Below are 17,582 nucleotides of genomic sequence, written 5' to 3'. Positions count from 1 at the left end.
TCGGCGTGTGGCAACCCGCTATGATAAGACAGCCGAAAGCTTCCTTGGCTTCGTGGATATCACTTCAATCCGCCTCTAGATCCGCCATTTGTCAACATGACCTAGAGCCTTACACATTAAGCCGTGGAAAGACTGCGAAACTGATGCTGAGCGGTTGGACGTCCACAACGGAATTTTGCTGTCAGCATTATGGGACGCAGCATTCGACAAGGGTCTGGTGACTTTCAAGGACGATGGGACATCTAGATTTTCGAGTAAACTGTCCGCGCCGGCATTGAGCTCGTTGTCCGGACATTCCAAGCGGATCTCTGGTCTAACTGCTGGGCACAAGGAGAACCTGGTCTGGCATCGCGATCAGGTGTTCAATCCTTGAGAAACTGAAATCTATCCTTCGGCACCCGCGTAAGGCGATTTGCTCACTTTTCTCTGCACTATTATCGCGAAACAATGCAGGCTTATGAGCAAATCGTGCAAACTTATGGGGTGCGTGAAGGTTTGTGCGCGCACCTACAAAAATTCAGAAGTCCAGATTTTCGACGCTCAGAGCATTTTTCTGTATGAATTCACGGCGCGGTTCCACGACATCACCCATCAATTTAGTAAACAGGTCATCAGCTTCGAGCATATCATTCACCCGTACCTGCAACAGCGTCCTTGCATCCGGGTCCAACGTGGTTTCCCACAACTGATCTGGGTTCATCTCGCCCAGTCCCTTATAGCGCTGCAGGGACAAGCCCTTTTCACCCTCTTCCAGAATGGCACGCAACAGGTCCAGCGGACCGTGGATGGCCTGCGACCGGTCGCGGCGGATCAGGGTTGCGGATGTGTTATAGATCTCCTGCAGGCTTTGGGTAAAGCTGCCGGTCTTGCGCGCCTCGCCCGAGCGCAGCATCGGGCCGTCCAGCGTACGCACCTCCTCAACGCCGCGCAGGATACGAGCCAGGCGGATGCCGTGATCCTGCGTGATCCGACCCTGCCAGCCACGTTCGTATTCCAATGCGATCAGGTCAAGACGGGCTGCGACCTTGTCGGCCACGCCTTGCAGATCGGCATCAACCGCACCGGGGACAAAGGCACCGGCCACGGCGGCCTGTTCCAAAATGTGGCGCGGATAGTGCGTCGGGAATGCATCCAGTACGCGTTTCAGCTGGCGCGCTTCGTCAACCACGCGCGCCAAGTCCTGGCCGGTCAATTCCTCGCCCGAACCCAGTTTCAGCACCGCACCCTCGACGCCCTGATTGATCAGGTAGTCATCCAGTGCCGCCTGATCTTTCAGATACACCTCGGACTTACCGCGCGCGACCTTATAAAGCGGCGGCTGCGCGATATACAGGTATCCGCCCTCGATCAGCTCTGGCATCTGCCGGAAGAAGAAGGTCAACAACAGCGTCCGGATATGTGCGCCATCCACATCCGCATCCGTCATGATAACGATCTTGTGGTAGCGCAGCTTTTCGATATTGAACTCATCGCGGCCAATGCCCGTGCCCAGCGCCATTACCAAATTACCGATTTCCTGGCTCGACAGCATCCGGTCGAACCGTGCACGCTCCACGTTCAGGATTTTCCCACGCAGCGGCAACACGGCCTGTGTCAAACGATCCCGACCTGTCTGAGCCGAGCCGCCAGCCGAGTCCCCCTCGACCAGGAAAACTTCGGTCTTTGACGGGTCCTTCTCGGAACAATCCTTCAGCTTGCCGGCCAGATAGTTCACATCCATCGCCGTTTTGCGGCGGGTCAGTTCACGGGCTTTTCGTGCGGCTTCACGGGCCAGAGCAGCCTCGATGATTTTGCCGACGATGATTTTGGCTTCATTTGGGTTTTCTTCAAACCATTCAGCCAGCTTCTCGTTCACCATTCCTTCGACCGCCGGGCGGACCTCGGAACTGACCAGCTTGTCTTTGGTCTGTGAGGAAAACTTTGGATCCGGTACTTTGACCGACAACACGCAGGTTAGGCCCTCGCGCGCGTCATCGCCCGTAAAGCTGACCTTCTCCCTTTTCGCAATGCCGCTAGATTGGGCATAGTTGTTGATCGTGCGGGTCAGCGCACCCCGGAAACCCGCAATATGAGTGCCGCCATCGCGCTGAGGGATGTTGTTGGTAAAGGGAAGAACTGACTCGTGATAGCTGTCATTCCACCACATCGCGATTTCGACACCGATATCGTCCCGCTCACCCTTGATATAGATCGGCTCGGGCATGGCAGACGACTTTGACCGGTCGAGGTATTTGACGAATTCCTTCACGCCGCCCTCATAAAACAGCTCGGTTTCCAGCCGTTCTGCGGGGCGTTCGTCGACCAGGATGATCCGCACACCCGAATTCAGGAAGGCAAGCTCGCGCAGGCGCTTTTCCAGCGTCTCGAACGAGTATTCGAGGTTCGAGAACGTATCAGTCGAGGCCAGAAAGCGCACCTCGGTCCCCGTACGGTCACCACATTCACCGACCACTTTCAGATGCTCGACGGTTTCGCCCCCTTCGAACCGGGCAACATGTTCTTTGCCCTTGCGCCAGACGCGCAGTTCCAACCAGTTGGACAGCGCATTCACAACCGAAACGCCCACGCCGTGCAGACCACCAGACACTTTGTACGAGTTGCTGTCGAACTTACCGCCCGCATGCAGCTGGGTCATGATGACCTCGGCGGCGGACACGCCTTCTTCGGGATGGATATCCACCGGAATCCCGCGACCGTTGTCGCTGACTGAGACGCTGGAATCGGCGTGAATTTTCACTGTCACATGGTCGGCATGACCGGCCAGAGCTTCGTCAATTCCGTTGTCGACAACCTCATACACCATATGGTGCAGACCCGAGCCGTCATCGGTGTCACCGATATACATGCCGGGGCGCTTTCGAACTGCCTCTAAGCCTTTGAGAACCTTGATTGAATCCGCGCCGTATTCCTGCGGTGCCTGTGCGTCTTCGGACATGCCGTTAGTACCTATATTATTTTGGTAACTTATACGTTCTCTGGTGGGGAATGTCACGCGATCCCCCAATATTTTGTGCCAGAGTTTGGATTTTCAGCCGATCAAAGCTGATCGAGGTCTGCGGCGATATCTGCGGCGATTTCCTTGGCGTTGACGTCGCTGCGTTCAGCGGACAATCGCAGGCCCAACAGGTCGGATTGATAGCGCGCCGCAAGCCGCTCTGGATCGTGGTCAGGACCGATCTCTCGGGCCTGTTGCGCCTGCCTAAACAGCGTTGCAAAACATTGCTTCATCTCAGCCATATGCCGGCTGGCTTTATGCGCTAGCTGGTGATCCCTTGCCTGCAATTCGGCAAAGGTCTTGGCGAGCATACAGGCCTGCACCGGCGTTTGGCTGGAATCGATCACAATCTGCGGCTGCGTCTTTAACGCGGCCAGCGGCCCGATGTCTTCTGCCAGCGCTGTCAGCCGCGCTACACCATCCTGCGTGTAACGTTCCAGCGCCAGCGCATAAAGCGCGTCTTTCGACCCAAAGGCCGCATAGAAACTGCCTGGCTTCAACTTCAGCTCACGCTCCAGATCCTTCAACGACGTGCCGGCCCAGCCGTGGCGCCAGAATATGTCGCGGGCCTGCGCGATCAGCGCGTCTCGGTCATAGGCAGGTTTGCGGGGCATCGACATCACCAATTCTTGAACGGTCACTCAAATATATACTTGAGTGATCGCTCAAGAAAGACTATTTCCGACTCAGACATCAAAAAATGGAGCATCCACATGGCCGATTTCCCATCCCACGACCTAACCACCGCCCCCGAAGGGTCCAAACCTCTATTGGAAAAATCTCAGGCCGCGTTTGGCCGCTTGCCCGGTCTGCATAAGGTGATGGCCGAAAGCCCACAGCATCTGGAAGGCTACCAGGTTCTGCATGGTCTCTTCATGCAGACCGATTTCGACAATGACGAAAAAACCGTCGTCTGGCAGACCATCAATGTGGAAAACGAGTGCCACTATTGCGTGCCCGCCCACACCGGCATCGCCAAGATGATGAAGGTATCGGATGACATCACCGAGGCACTGCGCAACGAAACCGCGCTGCCCAATGCCAAGCTAGAGGCGCTGCGGACATTTACGCTGCAGATGATGCAGAGCCGTGGCAATCCCACCGAGGCGCAGCTGCAAGCCTTCTTTGACGCTGGTTATTCGCACCGCGCCGTGTTGGACGTGGTGCTGGGCCTGGCGCAGAAAACCATGTCGAACTACGTCAACCACATGGCACAGACCCCAGTTGACGAAGTAATGCGCGGCTTCTTGTGGGAACGTAAGGTCAGCGAACCGGCCTAATCGACGACCGAGCCCTCATCGCCTTCGGTGACAACCAAGGTCTGGGCCCGGTCCCCCAATTCTGCAAACAGTTCAGGCCCGGTCCCCGTCATCCAGGCCTGAGCCCCCAACGCGCAAATCTCTTCATAAAGCGCGGCGCGGCGCCCGGCATCCAGATGGGCGGCAACCTCATCCAGCAACACAATCGGCGGCGCCCCGACCAACCCGGCCAGTGCCCGCGCATTGGACAGGATCAGGGACACAAGCAGCGCCTTTTGCTCACCGGTTGAACAATCTTTGGCTGGAACACCTTTGGCGGCAAAGACGCCATACAGATCCGACCGGTGCGGCCCGACCAGCGTCCGCCCCGCCGCAAGATCGCGAAAGCGGCTTTCATTCAACGCTTCGCACAGGTCCTCCGCCGTTTCCGGTATGGCGCCTTCGGTTTGAACCAGTTCAAGATCAGCCGACGGAAAACCCGTTTGGGCCTGGTCCTGTGCTGCACGCAGATGATTCAGCGCGGCCACTCGTGCCAAATGAATGCGGTGTCCGGTCTCGGCCATCTGCCCTTCCAGCGCCGCGTACCAATGGGCATCGCGCACCTGCTCTTTCAGCAGCCGGTTTCGTTCGCGCATGGATTTTTCATAAATCAGGGATGCTTCGGCATGGGAGGGATCAAAGCTCAGCGCGATGCGATCGAGAAATCGCCGCCGCCCCTCGGCGCCTTCGATCCACAGCCGGTCCATCGACGGGATCAGCCAGACGACCCGCGCCAGCTTGCCCAGATCGATCTGACTGGCGGATTTGCCATCTATCCGAACCTGCCGCGCTGCGCCAGCTTCGGACCAAGTCTCGATCTCATAGCTCTGGCCCTGCGCTTGCAGCAGACCGGACAGCTTCCAGCCCAGCGCCTCGGGCCGACGCGTCATCTCGGCTGCACTGGCCCGCCGCATGCCGCGGCCGGGTGAAAACATCGAAACAGCTTCAAGGATATTGGTCTTACCCGCGCCGTTAGGTCCGTGAATGGCAACCGGACGGCCATCCAGCGACAAACGCGCCAGTTTGTGAGAGCGAAAATGCGAGACCGTCAGTTCGGTCAGGGCCAAGGTCATGACCCCTCTCTTTCCTCAGCGATCAGCCCCCAAAGCCGATCAGACACGCATCGGCATGACCACATAGACCGCGCTCAGGTCATTGCCTTCGCGCATCAGGGTCGGATCACCAGCGGAGTTGAACAGGAACACCGCGTTTTCGCGATCTACCTGAGAAGCAATTTCCAGCAGGTATTTTGCGTTGAAACCGATCTCGAGCCGTTCATCTGAATATGCGACGGCCAATTCTTCCTCGGCTGCACCGCTGTCCGGTGCATTGACCGAAAGAACCAACTTATCCGTGTCCAGCTGTAGCTTGACCGCGCGCGAACGTTCCGACGAGACCGTCGCAACCCGGTCGACGGCCTGCGCAAACTCAGCCGCATCCACTTCCAGTTGCCGCGTGTTGCCCTGCGGGATGACCCGTGTGTAGTCGGGGAATGTGCCGTCGATCACCTTCGAGGTCAGCGTGATATCCGGCGTTGCAAAGCGCACCTTGGTTTCGCTGACGGAAACGGCGATATCCATCTCGTCATCGTCCAACAGCTTGCGCAACTCACCCACTGTTTTGCGCGGCACGATCACGCCGGGCATGTCCGCAGCCCCATCCGGAAGGTCTGCGTCAATGCGCGCCAGACGGTGACCATCGGTGGCCACACAGCGCAGCACCTTGCCGCCTTCGGAGCCATCTGAAACATGCATATAGACGCCATTCAGATAGTACCGCGTCTCTTCGGTTGAGATGGCGAATTTCGATTTGTCGAACAAACGGCGCAGCAATGCTGCCGAAGCCGTAAAGTTCGACTGGTATTCCGATGAGGCCATAACTGGGAAATCTTCTTTCGGCAGAGTCGCCAGAGAGAAGTTCGATCGCCCGGCTTCAACCGTCAGACGACCTGCCGCACTGTCGGCGGTCAGGGTGACCAGCGCGCCATCGGGCAGTTTGCGCACAATCTCGTGCAGGGTTGTGGCGGCAACCGTGGTGGCGCCGGCCTTTTCCACCTGCGCAGGGGCCTTGTCGACCACTTCGATATCCAGATCGGTGGCGCGGAACATGGCCTGATCGCCTTCGGCCTCGATCAGAACATTAGCAAGTATAGGGATCGTGTTGCGTCGTTCGACGACGGATTGGGCCTGGGAAACGGCCTTGAGAAGGGTGCCGCGTTCGATGCTGATCTTCATACCCTTAATTCCTCTGACTTGCGTGCCGAAAATGGGCGGGACTGGCACGTTAGCGCCTCCGCCCTGAGGCACAAGGATTTTTTATGGATTTCTGAGTCGGTTTGCCCGCAGGGTCAAGAGGCGCGTGACCCTGCGGTCACAGTTCATAGCCAACCGTGGACTATTGCGCACAAAAAAACGCCCCGGCTATCAGGATCCGGGGCGCCTGTTTAATGCCTAGAAGATACTCAGGCTTCCAGCGCGCGACGCAGCATTTCCACGTCTTCGGCGATTTGGCCATCGGTTGTCTTCAGTTCTTCGATGCGTTTGACGCCATGCATGACCGTGGTGTGATCGCGTCCGCCAAACCGACGGCCAATCTCGGGCAAAGAGCGGCTGGTCAGCTGTTTGCACAGATACATCGCCACCTGACGCGGGCGCGCATAGGAGCGCAAACGCTTGGGGCCTATAATGTCGCTAAGGCGGATATTGTAATATTCTGACACTTTGCGCTGAATCTCTTCGACGGTAATCTTGCGTTCTGACGCGCGCAGCACGTCCGCCAGGCAATCCTGCGTCAGCTCCATGTCGATCTCGCGCCCGACAAGCGAGGCAAAGGCAAATAGCCGGGTCAAGGCCCCTTCCAAAACACGCACATTGGTCGAGATGCGATGGGCCAGGAATTCCAGCACACCATCTACGATAGTCACGTCAGGATAGGTGCGGCTGTATTGCTGAACCTTGGTTTGCAGGATGCCCAGACGCAGTTCGTAATCAGTGGGATGCAGATCAACGACCAGACCACATTGCAGGCGTGATTTCACACGGTCCTCCAGGTCCTTGATCTCGCCCGGAGCGCGGTCGGCCGAGATTATGATCTGTTTGTTCTGGTCTACCAGCGCGTTGAAGGTGTGAAAGAACTCTTCCTGAGTCGAATCCTTTCCAGCGATAAACTGGACGTCATCAACCATCAGCACATCGACCGAACGGAACAGGTGTTTGAAGTCCATCATCCGGCGTTCCCGCAGCGCCTGCACAAAGCGGTACATGAACTGTTCCGCCGACAGGTACAGAACATTCAATTCGGGATGTTTGGTCTTTAGTTCCCAAGCGATGGCATGCATCAGGTGGGTTTTACCCAGGCCGACACCGCCATACAGAACCAGCGGGTTAAAAGTCACGGGGCCACCTTCGGACACACGACGCGCGGCGGCATGGGCCAGCTCGTTGGGTTTGCCGACCACAAAGCTGTCAAACGTGAAACGAGAATCCAACGGCGCCGCCTGCAGGGATTCCAACGCATCATTCGCGGTCGCGGATAAAGTCTGCGTTTGCGCTTCCTGAACGCGGGCAGGCGCAGTTGCCACGTCGTTCGAAGGACGTACCGGAGAGTTCGCTGCCACTCGGAACGCGAGGCGCTGTACAGATTCTCCAGCGGTGTTCATCTCATACAGGATAAGATCCGCAAAATTCTGGCTCACATAATTGCCCATAAAGTTCGTCGGAACCGAGAACACCGCTACACCGTCCTGCAGCTCTTGGAATTCAAGAGGTTCGATCCAGGTGGTATAGTTGTTCTTTCCGATCGCCTTGAGCAGTTTGTTACGCAGTAGTCCCCATTTCTCTTGTGTCATTAAGCGCCTCACGCATCCCATTCTTTATTGGCCTGTCGGCCTTATTACTAAGCCCCGGTCGCCCGGATCACGATGTCACTCGCAAAAGGATACCCTGCGCCAAACCGCAGAAGTTTGGCGGGTTTGTCCCTGAAAGTCAGCACAATCCAAACTCGTGACATCCAGCACCTGAATATCCCGAAAAGCGGCCTGCGCTTCGCAATCTTATCTTTAGACAGGGCTCGGATCCTCGGTTACCCCAAGACCCTCAGCAGATCAGCAAACCGGTTTATCCGGATGCCAACATTCGTTCCTCGACCGCTCTGATGCCCGTCAGTACAATCGCAGGAACAGCCTGTCCCCCCAAGCGAGTGAATCGCTGTATCAGTGGTAACAAGAGGCCGACGTCTGCGGCAACGAAACTCTGATATTGACTCGGGTCTTTGTGCGAAAGAATCTCTCGGCAACGTGAAGACGCGGTATTCTGGCAACAGCAAAAGGGCGCCGCGATATGCGACGCCCTTCGGAATAGTTCAGCCATGCTTACGTGACCCTAGGTCACATAAAGACTCAGCCCAGCGATTTAACGCGGGCCGACAGACGGGACATTTTGCGGGAGGCTGTGTTCTTGTGGAAGACGCCTTTGGTGACGCCGCGCATCAGTTCGGGCTGAGCTGCGCGCAGAGCAGCAGTTGCTGCGTCCTTGTCACCGGATGCGATTGCTTCTTCTACTTTGCGCAGATAGGTGCGGATACGCGAACGACGCGCTTTGTTAACGGCGAAACGCTTTTCGTTCTGACGAGCGCGTTTTTTTGCCTGGGGCGAATTTGCCATGTGTCTCTGACCTTTGTTCGGTACGTTTATGTAGTAAGCGCGCCACGGATATCCGCACCGGATCAGAAATCACGAGTGTGAGTCGGGCCAAGCGGGCCGCACGCGCATGTATAGCGGCGGTGCATAGACAAGTTTTCAGGCTTTGCCAAGCCGATTCTTCACTGCTGAACCGCTGGCAAGAAAAAGGCGGGCTCAGCCCGCCTGTTCGATACATATTTCGTGGCCGGTTTACTTGTCCCGGAACTGAGCCGAGCGTTTTTCCAGAAAGGCTGCCATGCCTTCTTTCTGGTCCTCGGTGGCGAACATCGAATGGAACACCCGGCGCTCGAACAACATACCTTCGCTCAACGGCACTTCATAGCTGCGGTTGACCGCCTCTTTTGCCGCCATGGTCGACAGTTGCGATTTCTCGGCAATTTTCTGGGCCACGCCAATGGCTTCTTCGATCAACTTCTTGGCCGGTACAATCCGGCTGACAAGACCAGAACGTTCAGCCTCTTCCGCGTCCATGAAGCGACCGGTCAGATTCATGTCCATCGATTTTGACTTGCCGACGAACCGGGTCAGACGTTGGCTGCCGCCCAGCCCTGCAATAACGCCCAGATTGATTTCAGGCTGGCCAAACTTGGCAGTATCGGCGGCAATGATGAAATCGCACAGCATCGCCAATTCACAGCCACCGCCCAGCGCATAACCCGCAACTGCTGCAATGATAGGTTTGCGGATGGCCGAGATACGATCGTTGGCCTCGGCAAACAGGTTGACAGTGAAGACGTCAACAAAGCTCATCTCGGACATTTCCTTGATGTCCGCACCTGCGGCAAAGGCCTTGTCCGAGCCGGTGATGACGACGCAGCGTACCTTGTCGTTTCCATCCGCCTCTTCCAACGCGGTGCACAATTCACCCAGCAACTGAGTGTTCAGCGCATTCATCGCATCGGGGCGGTTGAGTTTGATGAGGGCGACGTGGTCTTCGATTTCGACGATGATCGTCTCAAAAGCCATGAGTTAAAGCTTCCGGTTGTTCCGTTCAGGTACGATTCCTTACCACGCGAAAAACTTGGATCAAGCTATCTTTGGCATTGCACACAATAGAAGGATGAGCGACCGGACTGGGTGATTCTCTTGATTTCTGCCCCGCAACCCCCTGTCCGGCAGGGCGCACCCTCGCGCCCGTAGACATCAAAGCTGTGCTGAAAATATCCAAGTTCTCCATCGGCTTGCCGGAAATCCCGCAGCGACGATCCACCTGCCTCGATCGCCTCCTGCAGCACTTGACGGATGATCGGAACCAACCCGGCAACGCGGGTTGAAGAAATCTGTCCCGCTTTGCGACGTGGCGACACTCGACCCCGATACAGCGCTTCGCAGACGTAGATATTGCCCAGCCCTGCAACGATTCCCTGATCCAACAGCGCTGATTTGACCGGTGTGTTCTTGCCTTTGAACGCTTCGATCAGATGCTGTTCATGAAAATCATTGCCCAAAGGCTCCGGTCCCAGGACCGATAACAGCTTATGATGCTCGGCGGTTGCAGTAGGTAGCAGGTCCATCGCACCAAACCGACGTGGGTCATTGAAGGTGATCCGAGCACCATTGGCCATGTGAAACACCACATGGTCATGTTTCTCGGGCATGGGATGGGTATGCGCAAATTGGCCCAGCGGATCACCCGAGACCGTCATCCGCCCGGACATGCCCAGATGAATCAGTAACGTTTCGCCACTGCTAAGATCAGCTAGAATGTACTTGGACCGCCGCCGCAACCGATCAACCCGCTGGCCGGTCAGCCGTTCGGCCATCCGGTCAGGAAACGGCCAGCGCAAATCGGGGCGATTCACATCCGCCTGTTCGATCACGATACCTTCCATCGCCGGGGACAGGCCGCGTCTTACTGTCTCGACCTCGGGCAATTCGGGCATTTCCTGGCTCCTATTCCAAAGGGCAGCATTGTGCCCGGTTCTTATCGCCCTATAACAGAGGCGAAATTCGACAAACGGCAAGGCAAATGTCCGACAACAGCGACAAGACCACTCATTTCGGGTTCGAAACCGTGCGCGAGGCCGACAAGGCCGGGCGCGTGCAGGGCGTGTTCAACTCGGTCGCCTCAAAATACGATGTGATGAACGATGTCATGTCGATGGGCATTCACCGGGTCTGGAAAGACGCGATGATGGATTGGCTGGCCCCACGCCCGGGTCAGCGCCTGCTGGATGTTGCGGGGGGCACCGGCGATATCTCGTTCCGGTTCCTCAAACGTGCAGGCAGCGGCCATGCGACTGTTTTGGACCTGACCGAGCCGATGCTGGTCGAAGGCCGCCAGCGCGCCGAGGCCGATCAGATGTCGGACAGTCTGAACTGGGTGGTGGGCGATGCGATGGCCCTGCCGTTCGAGGATAACACCTTTGACGTCTACACGATCTCATTCGGCATCCGAAACGTGACCCGTCCGCAAGAGGCATTGAACGAGGCCTACCGCGTATTGAAACCCGGCGGCCGCCTGATGGTTTTGGAGTTCAGCCAGTTGCCCAATGACGGGCTGCAGAAACTCTATGACCTCTATAGTTTCAATGTCATCCCGCGCATGGGGAAACTGATCGCCAATGATTATGACAGCTATCAGTATCTGGTCGAATCGATCCGTAATTTCCCGGATCAGGATACTTTCCTGAACATGGTCCGCACCGCCGGGTTCGACAACGCGAAATACCGTAACCTGACCATGGGCATTGCCGCGCTGCATTCCGGCTGGAAAATCTGATGCGCGGCCCTCACAATATCATCCGCTTGATCCGGACCGGCGCGACTCTGGAACGGACAGGTGCCATGAATGTCGTTCTGGACGCGTTCGAAGCACCACGTGCCCTGCGAGTTCTGGCCCACACCCTGGGCAAACCCTTTCAATGGCTGGGTTACAAAGGCGATCCGTCGATGCCCCCAGCCACCCGTGCCCTCACCGCCCTGGGACCTGCTTATATAAAATTCGGTCAGGTTCTGTCCACGCGGCCCGACGTGGTTGGAGACGAACTGGCCGAACAGCTACGCGTGCTGCAGGACAAACTACCCCCGTTCTCCAAGGCCGAGGCCATGGCCGAGGTCGAGAAAGAGCTTGGTCAACCCGTCGTCGAGATATTCGATGAGTTCAGCGAACCGATTGCGGCCGCCTCAATCGCCCAGGTCCATAAGGCCAAGTTGGTCAGCACAGGCGAGGATGTCGCCGTCAAGGTTTTGCGGCCGGGGATCGAACGTGCCTTCCGCAAGGATGTTGATGCGTTCTATTTTGCTGCCCGAATCGTGCAACTCTTCGCCCCCGGCGCGCGCCGCCTGCGCCCGATGGAAGTGATCGAACATTTCGACGGCGTCGTGCGTGGCGAGCTGGACTTGCGTCTGGAAAGCTCGGCTGCCTCGGAATATGCCGCTAACACCAAGGACGATGCCGGATTCTGGTTGCCCCCCGTGGTCTGGTCCCTGTCGGCGCGTCGGGTAATGACACTCAGCTGGGCAGATGGCATCCCGCTGGGCGACAATGGCGCACTGGATGCAGCTGGTCATGACCGCCGCGATCTGGCCGAACGCGTGCTGCGCCTGTTCCTTCTCCACGCTTTGCGCGACGGCTATTTCCACGCTGACATGCACCAGGGTAACCTGAAGGTCGCGGCAAATAGCGATATCATTGCCTATGACTATGGCATCATGGGCCATATCGACGAATACACCCGCCGGGTCTATGCCGAGATTCTCTTTGGCTTTATCCGCCGCGACTACAAGCGCGTGGCCGAGGTTCATTTCGAGGCCGGATATGTCCCCGCCAACCAGGATGTCGACGAATTTGCCCGTGCCCTGCGCGCGGTTGGAGAGCCGATCTTTGGTATGAACGCCACCCATATCTCAATGGGACGGTTGCTCAGCTATCTGTTCGAAGTCACTGAACGCTTCGGCATGGAAACCCGTACCGAGCTGATCCTGCTTCAGCGTACAATGGTTGTGGTCGAAGGCGTCGCGCGTTCACTCGACCCGCAAATGAACATCTGGGAAGTCGCCCGGCCCGTGGTCGAAGACTACATCAAACAATCCATCGGCCCCCGCGCCGCACTTCGCGATCTTGGCAAAACAGCAATGGTTCTGGCCCGGTTTGGTCCGCGGCTTCCAGCACTGGTGGAAAACGCATTGATTTCCCAAACCCAAAAGGATGAGCCGACCCGGTCGCGCCTATGGTCCGTTGCCTTGCCCGCCACCATTGGTGCCGCTACCGGCGCGGCGCTCGTCCTATTGCTGACAAGCTTCAGCTAAACCCAATCCCGCCCGCCTCATCCGGCCAAAAATACCTTCGGGGGAATTGCGCCACAGGCGCGATGAGGGCCAGACAGCCCCCCTGCTTGGTTCGGTTTCAGAGCAGCTCAAAGGCAATGGCGATGCCCTGACCGCCACCGATGCACATGGTGACCAAACCCTTGGACCCGCCCGTGCGCTCCAGCTCATATAGGGCTTTCAGCGTTATAATCGCACCGGTTGCACCCACCGGATGGCCCAGCGCAATCGCCCCGCCATTCGGATTTACCTTGGCGGCATCCAAGCCCAGCTCTTTGTTCACGGCCAACGCTTGCGCGGCAAAAGCTTCGTTGCTTTCGATCACATCGAAATCACCCAGCGTCAGGCCCGTCCGCGCCATCAGGTTCTGCACCGCAGGAACCGGACCAATGCCCATCACCTCGGGGCGTACGCCTGCGTGGCCATAGCCCAGAATGCGTGCCTTGGGTTTCAAGCCGACCTTTTCGGCCGCCTCCGCCGTGGCCAGTACCATCGCCGCCGCACCATCGTTGATGCCCGACGCGTTGCCCGCCGTCACCCGGCCATCCTTGCGGAAGGCAGGACGCAGCCCGGCCAGCGCTTCGGCGGATGTCTGTTTGGGATGTTCGTCGACCATGAAATCGACCATGTCGCGCTTGATCTTGACCTGAACCGGCGTGATCTGGTTTTGGAAATACCCCGCCTCCAGCGCAGCCGCCGCACGGGTTTGGCTGGCCATCGCGAATTCATCCATCTGCTCACGTGTGATCTGGTGCTCATCAGCAACGTTTTCCGCCGTAATGCCCATGTGGCCAGTGCCAAACGGGCAGTTCAACGCACCCAGCATCATATCCATCGAGGCGACATCGCCCATCTTTGCACCCCAACGGGCCTGTGGCACGATATAGGGGCTGCGCGACATGCTTTCGGCGCCACCAGCCACCGCGAATTCAGCATCGCCCAGCATCAGGGACTGTACGGCCGATACAATCGCCTGCGCACCGGACCCGCACAGGCGGTTCACGTTCATCGCGGGCGTCTCAACCGGAATACCGGCCTGTTTGGCCGCGGCGCGCGACAGGTACATGTCGCGTGGTTCGGTATTGATGACATGACCAAACACCACAGTGCCGATCTGCGCGGGTGCAACACCGGACCGTTCCAGCGCGGCTTCGGTCACAACGGTCGCTAGATCAATCGGCGCGGTCGAAGCCAATGCGCCACCAAATGTGCCAATCGCGGTGCGTGCACCATCAAGAATGACGATATCTTTCATGTCTCTTCTCCTCGTGGATTTGAGGGCACTATGCATCCGACCCTTGGGGCTGTCCCATGGGACGTACCGTCACAAGCGGAATTGACACAAGGCCCATAAATGCGCATGAGATTCCGTCATGACGGACAATACAGACGATATTCTGACACGCCTGCCCACCCGCCTGAAAGAGGCCCGCCGCGCCAAAGGCCTGTCACTTGAAGCGGTTGCCAATCTCAGCGGTGTGTCCAAATCCATGGTCAGCCAGATCGAACGCGGTGAAAGCAGCCCGACGATCTCGACCCTGTGGAACCTGACCCGCGCCCTGCAGGTGGACTTCGCAGGCCTGCTGGAAGAAACCAACGGCACCGATCAGATCGAAACCCTGCGCAGTGAAGAAGTGCCCAGCATCGACAATATGGGCCAGAATTGCCGCATCCGTATCCTCTCACCGCCCGAAGAGGCCGGAGGGCACGAGGTCTATGATATAAGCTTTGACAATGACGGCGCTCTGAACAGCCAGCCCCATGCGCGTGGCGCGCGCGAACAGCTAACGGTACTTGAAGGTGCGGTGCGCGTCACCTCGGGCAGTGCCGTCAGCGAACTGAACCAGGGCGACACCGCGCGATACGCGGCCGACGTTCTGCACTCAATTACTGCCAAGAAGCCAGCAAGGGTTTTCCTGATCGTCAAAAACGCCTGACACCGGCGCATTTCCGTCTTTACGGAAATTTTTCCTTCATACTGTAATTCCCCTATTTGGGAATTTCATCCGTTATGGTAGACATGCGACTCAGTTGAACGGAGATCGCCATGTCAGATGCATTCCTGTCCCATGTCACCGACACCCTCGTGCAGATCGAAGCGGAGGGTCTGTACAAGCGTGAACGAATGATCACCTCGCCCCAGGGCGGCGAAATTACTGTGGGCGACAGGCAGGTCATCAATCTGTGCGCCAACAATTATCTGGGTCTGGCCGATCATCCGGCACTGATCGCCGCCGCCAAAGACGCGATGGAGCCCAAAGGGTTCGGCATGGCCTCGGTCCGGTTTATTTGTGGCACACAGGACATTCACCGTGAGCTGGAACAGAAGCTGGCACAATTCCTGAATAAGGACGATGCGATCCTGTTTGCAGCCTGTTTTGATGCCAATGGAGGGCTGTTTGAGCCTTTGTTAGGGCCTGAAGATGCCATCATCTCGGACAGTCTGAACCATGCCTCAATCATCGACGGGGTACGGTTGTGCAAGGCCAAACGTTATCGTTATCTGAACAACGACATGAACGATCTGGAGGCCTGGCTGAAGCAGGCACGCGAGGACGGCGCGCGTCACATCATGATCGCGACAGACGGTGTGTTTTCGATGGATGGCTATCTGGCTAACTTGCCGAAAATCCGCGAACTGGCGGACAAATATGACGCCATTGTTATGGTCGATGACTGCCATGCCACCGGATTCATGGGTCCGAACGGGGCTGGTACACCGGATCATTTCGGTGTCGCTGTGGATATTCTGACGGGAACCTTGGGCAAGGCACTTGGGGGGGCAATCGGCGGTTATATCGCCGGGCCGCAGCCGGTGATCGACCTGCTGCGGCAGCGGGCGCGGCCCTATCTGTTCTCAAATTCGCTGCCGCCTTCAATCGTTGCTGCCGGGATCGAAGCCATCCGTCTGGTCGAAGAGGGCGACATGCTGCGCGCGCAACTGTTCGGCAACGCCAAGTATTGGCGCGCGGGATTGGAAAAGTTGGGTTTTGACCTTCTACCGGGCGAACACCCGATCATCCCGGTAATGCTGGGCGAAGCACAACTGGCGCAGGACATGGCCGCAAAGCTGTTTGACGAAGGCGTTTATGTTTCGGGTTTTTTCTTCCCCGTCGTCCCGCGCGGTAAGGCACGGATCAGAACGCAGATGAATGCGACGCTGACAAAGGATGAGCTGGACCGTGCGCTGGCCGCCTTTGGCAAGGTCGGCAAAGAGCTGGGGATTATCTGATGCGACCCAATACGATGAAAGCGCTGGAAAAATCCAAGCCCGAGGAGGGGCTGTGGATGGTGCAGGCCCCGGTCCCCGAAATCGGCCCAGATGAAGTGCTGATCCGCATCAACAAGACCGGCATCTGCGGCACCGATATCCACATCTGGAACTGGGACGACTGGGCCGCCGCCACGGTGCCCACCCCGATGATCACCGGCCATGAATTTGCCGGTGAAATCGTTGAGATCGGGCGCAACGTGACCGGGCTTGAGATCGGCCAGCGCTGCTCCGGCGAGGGGCACCTGATCACAACCGACAGCCGCCAAAGCCGCGCTGGCAAGTTCCATCTGGATCCCGGCACGCGCGGAATCGGCGTCAACGAACAGGGTGCCTTTGCGCAATACCTGAAACTACCTGCCTTCAACGTGGTGCCTTTGCCCGATGACATTCCCGACGAAATCGGAGCCATTCTCGACCCGTTGGGGAATGCCGTGCACACCGCACTCAGCTTTGATCTGCTGGGTGAGGATGTGCTGATCACCGGTGCAGGCCCCATCGGCATCATGGCCGCCGCCGTGGCCCGCCATGCAGGCGCGCGGCATGTGGTGATCACCGATATCAATCCGGACCGCTTGACGCTGGCTGCGCATGTCGTGCCAACATTGCGCCCTGTCGATGTGACCAAAGAAGAATTGCAGGACGTGATCGCCGAACTGGGCATGCAGCAGGGTTTTGACGTCGGGCTTGAGATGTCAGGTTCACAAATTGCACTGGACCAGATGGTCGAGGCACTGGTGATGGGCGGCAAGATCGCTCTGCTGGGCATCCCACCTGGAAAATCCCCCGTGGACTGGTCCCGCATCGTATTCAAGGCCATCACCATCAAAGGTGTCTATGGGCGCGAGATGTTCGAGACCTGGTATAAGATGATTGCCATGTTACAAAACGGCTTGGATGTCAGCCGAGTGATCACGCACCGTTTCAAGGTTGATGAATTTGCCAAGGGCTTTGGCGAGATGAAATCAGGTCGATCCGGCAAGGTTGTTCTGGATTGGACCTAACCCTCTGGCGTTAAACGGCTTCACCCCCTAAACAGGAGGGAACTCA

At 57.6% G+C, this 17,582-nt stretch carries 16 protein-coding genes; 7 read left to right on the top strand and 9 right to left on the bottom strand.

The window, feature by feature from the left end; genetic code table 11:
• Nucleotides 1-115: 115 nt before the first annotated feature.
• Nucleotides 116-373, top strand: coding sequence for an HNH endonuclease (locus AC2FH0_RS18990; protein ID WP_496709756.1), 258 nt, complete (start codon nt 116-118; stop codon nt 371-373).
• A 144-nt stretch (nt 374-517) separates the two neighbouring features.
• Here the strand turns inward: AC2FH0_RS18990 and gyrB are convergent, their stop codons facing one another.
• On the bottom strand, nt 518-2,935 hold the full coding sequence (gyrB, locus tag AC2FH0_RS18985; RefSeq protein WP_271950736.1) for a DNA topoisomerase (ATP-hydrolyzing) subunit B: 2,418 nt from the start codon (nt 2,933-2,935) through the stop codon (nt 518-520).
• Between the two features lie 101 nt (nt 2,936-3,036).
• Entirely contained in the window at nt 3,037-3,609 is a 573-nt protein-coding gene (locus tag AC2FH0_RS18980) for a TetR/AcrR family transcriptional regulator (protein WP_282022488.1), read from the bottom strand.
• 99 nt (nt 3,610-3,708) lie between these two features.
• Between AC2FH0_RS18980 and AC2FH0_RS18975 the strand changes: the two genes are divergently transcribed.
• A complete protein-coding gene (locus tag AC2FH0_RS18975; protein WP_282022489.1) occupies nt 3,709-4,275 on the top strand; it encodes a carboxymuconolactone decarboxylase family protein in 567 nt (188 codons plus the stop codon).
• Here AC2FH0_RS18975 and recF read toward each other — a convergent pair.
• From recF to mutM, 6 genes are all read right to left on the bottom strand, one after another.
• Nucleotides 4,272-5,366 (bottom strand): DNA replication/repair protein RecF, encoded by a 1,095-nt coding sequence (gene recF, locus AC2FH0_RS18970; protein WP_496709753.1) that lies wholly within the window; start codon nt 5,364-5,366, stop codon nt 4,272-4,274. The two genes, AC2FH0_RS18975 and recF, sit on opposite strands and share 4 nt — an antisense overlap.
• Before the next feature lie 39 nt (nt 5,367-5,405).
• Nucleotides 5,406-6,527: a DNA polymerase III subunit beta gene (gene dnaN, locus AC2FH0_RS18965; RefSeq protein ID WP_142638222.1), complete on the bottom strand. Its 1,122-nt coding sequence runs from the start codon at nt 6,525-6,527 to the stop codon at nt 5,406-5,408.
• 227 nt (nt 6,528-6,754) lie between these two features.
• On the bottom strand, nt 6,755-8,140 hold the full coding sequence (gene dnaA / locus AC2FH0_RS18960; RefSeq protein WP_142638224.1) for a chromosomal replication initiator protein DnaA: 1,386 nt from the start codon (nt 8,138-8,140) through the stop codon (nt 6,755-6,757).
• A gap of 549 nt (nt 8,141-8,689) precedes the next feature.
• Nucleotides 8,690-8,953, bottom strand: a complete 264-nt coding sequence (gene rpsT / locus AC2FH0_RS18955) for a 30S ribosomal protein S20 (RefSeq protein WP_281973595.1) — start codon at nt 8,951-8,953, stop codon at nt 8,690-8,692.
• 228 nt (nt 8,954-9,181) lie between these two features.
• Entirely contained in the window at nt 9,182-9,958 is a 777-nt protein-coding gene (acuK, locus tag AC2FH0_RS18950) for an acryloyl-CoA hydratase (protein WP_142638228.1), read from the bottom strand.
• Nucleotides 9,959-10,023: 65 nt separating this feature from the next.
• Complete coding sequence (mutM, locus tag AC2FH0_RS18945; RefSeq protein ID WP_496692737.1) at nt 10,024-10,875, bottom strand: bifunctional DNA-formamidopyrimidine glycosylase/DNA-(apurinic or apyrimidinic site) lyase; 852 nt, start codon at nt 10,873-10,875, stop codon at nt 10,024-10,026.
• A gap of 86 nt (nt 10,876-10,961) precedes the next feature.
• Between mutM and ubiE the strand changes: the two genes are divergently transcribed.
• Together ubiE and ubiB are read left to right on the top strand one after the other, a co-directional pair.
• Nucleotides 10,962-11,714 (top strand): bifunctional demethylmenaquinone methyltransferase/2-methoxy-6-polyprenyl-1,4-benzoquinol methylase UbiE, encoded by a 753-nt coding sequence (gene ubiE / locus AC2FH0_RS18940; RefSeq protein WP_496709752.1) that lies wholly within the window; start codon nt 10,962-10,964, stop codon nt 11,712-11,714.
• Nucleotides 11,714-13,243 (top strand): 2-polyprenylphenol 6-hydroxylase, encoded by a 1,530-nt coding sequence (gene ubiB / locus AC2FH0_RS18935; protein ID WP_282022492.1) that lies wholly within the window; start codon nt 11,714-11,716, stop codon nt 13,241-13,243. The genes ubiE and ubiB overlap by 1 nt, the downstream gene beginning before the upstream one ends.
• A gap of 97 nt (nt 13,244-13,340) precedes the next feature.
• Here ubiB and AC2FH0_RS18930 read toward each other — a convergent pair whose 3' ends face one another.
• Entirely contained in the window at nt 13,341-14,516 is a 1,176-nt protein-coding gene (locus tag AC2FH0_RS18930; RefSeq protein WP_496750465.1) for an acetyl-CoA C-acyltransferase family protein, read from the bottom strand.
• 118 nt (nt 14,517-14,634) lie between these two features.
• Between AC2FH0_RS18930 and AC2FH0_RS18925 the strand changes: the two genes are divergently transcribed.
• The 3 genes from AC2FH0_RS18925 to tdh all read left to right on the top strand — a co-directional run bounded on the left by AC2FH0_RS18925 (nt 14,635) and on the right by tdh (nt 17,536).
• The gene (locus AC2FH0_RS18925) at nt 14,635-15,198 is read left to right on the top strand and encodes a helix-turn-helix domain-containing protein (protein ID WP_496750463.1); all 564 of its coding nucleotides are present in this window, start codon (nt 14,635-14,637) and stop codon (nt 15,196-15,198) included.
• 110 nt (nt 15,199-15,308) lie between these two features.
• Nucleotides 15,309-16,493, top strand: a complete 1,185-nt coding sequence (locus AC2FH0_RS18920) for a glycine C-acetyltransferase (RefSeq protein WP_496692735.1) — start codon at nt 15,309-15,311, stop codon at nt 16,491-16,493.
• A 14-nt stretch (nt 16,494-16,507) separates the two neighbouring features.
• Complete coding sequence (tdh, locus tag AC2FH0_RS18915; protein ID WP_496692743.1) at nt 16,508-17,536, top strand: L-threonine 3-dehydrogenase; 1,029 nt, start codon at nt 16,508-16,510, stop codon at nt 17,534-17,536.
• Nucleotides 17,537-17,582: the final 46 nt, after the last annotated feature.

It is taken from the genome of Ruegeria sp. CDSC051 (assembly GCF_059610665.1).
The sequence above is the reverse complement of the archived record's forward strand: the minus strand, read 5'-3'. Positions and strand labels throughout refer to the sequence as shown.

Bases quoted from the DNA above. Each gene is read 5' to 3' on its own strand.
- dnaA (WP_142638224.1), bottom strand. From the start codon at position 8,140: ATGACACAAGAGAAATGGGGACTACTGCGTAACAAACTGCTCAAGGCG.
- acuK (WP_142638228.1), bottom strand. From the start codon at position 9,958: ATGGCTTTTGAGACGATCATCGTCGAAATCGAAGACCACGTCGCCCTC.
- dnaN (WP_142638222.1), bottom strand. From the start codon at position 6,527: ATGAAGATCAGCATCGAACGCGGCACCCTTCTCAAGGCCGTTTCCCAG.
- recF (WP_496709753.1), bottom strand. From the start codon at position 5,366: ATGACCTTGGCCCTGACCGAACTGACGGTCTCGCATTTTCGCTCTCAC.
- AC2FH0_RS18980 (WP_282022488.1), bottom strand. From the start codon at position 3,609: ATGCCCCGCAAACCTGCCTATGACCGAGACGCGCTGATCGCGCAGGCC.
- AC2FH0_RS18920 (WP_496692735.1), top strand. From the start codon at position 15,309: ATGTCAGATGCATTCCTGTCCCATGTCACCGACACCCTCGTGCAGATC.
- rpsT (WP_281973595.1), bottom strand. From the start codon at position 8,953: ATGGCAAATTCGCCCCAGGCAAAAAAACGCGCTCGTCAGAACGAAAAG.
- ubiB (WP_282022492.1), top strand. From the start codon at position 11,714: ATGCGCGGCCCTCACAATATCATCCGCTTGATCCGGACCGGCGCGACT.
- ubiE (WP_496709752.1), top strand. From the start codon at position 10,962: ATGTCCGACAACAGCGACAAGACCACTCATTTCGGGTTCGAAACCGTG.
- gyrB (WP_271950736.1), bottom strand. From the start codon at position 2,935: ATGTCCGAAGACGCACAGGCACCGCAGGAATACGGCGCGGATTCAATC.
- AC2FH0_RS18925 (WP_496750463.1), top strand. From the start codon at position 14,635: ATGACGGACAATACAGACGATATTCTGACACGCCTGCCCACCCGCCTG.
- AC2FH0_RS18930 (WP_496750465.1), bottom strand. From the start codon at position 14,516: ATGAAAGATATCGTCATTCTTGATGGTGCACGCACCGCGATTGGCACA.
- AC2FH0_RS18975 (WP_282022489.1), top strand. From the start codon at position 3,709: ATGGCCGATTTCCCATCCCACGACCTAACCACCGCCCCCGAAGGGTCC.
- tdh (WP_496692743.1), top strand. From the start codon at position 16,508: ATGAAAGCGCTGGAAAAATCCAAGCCCGAGGAGGGGCTGTGGATGGTG.
- mutM (WP_496692737.1), bottom strand. From the start codon at position 10,875: ATGCCCGAATTGCCCGAGGTCGAGACAGTAAGACGCGGCCTGTCCCCG.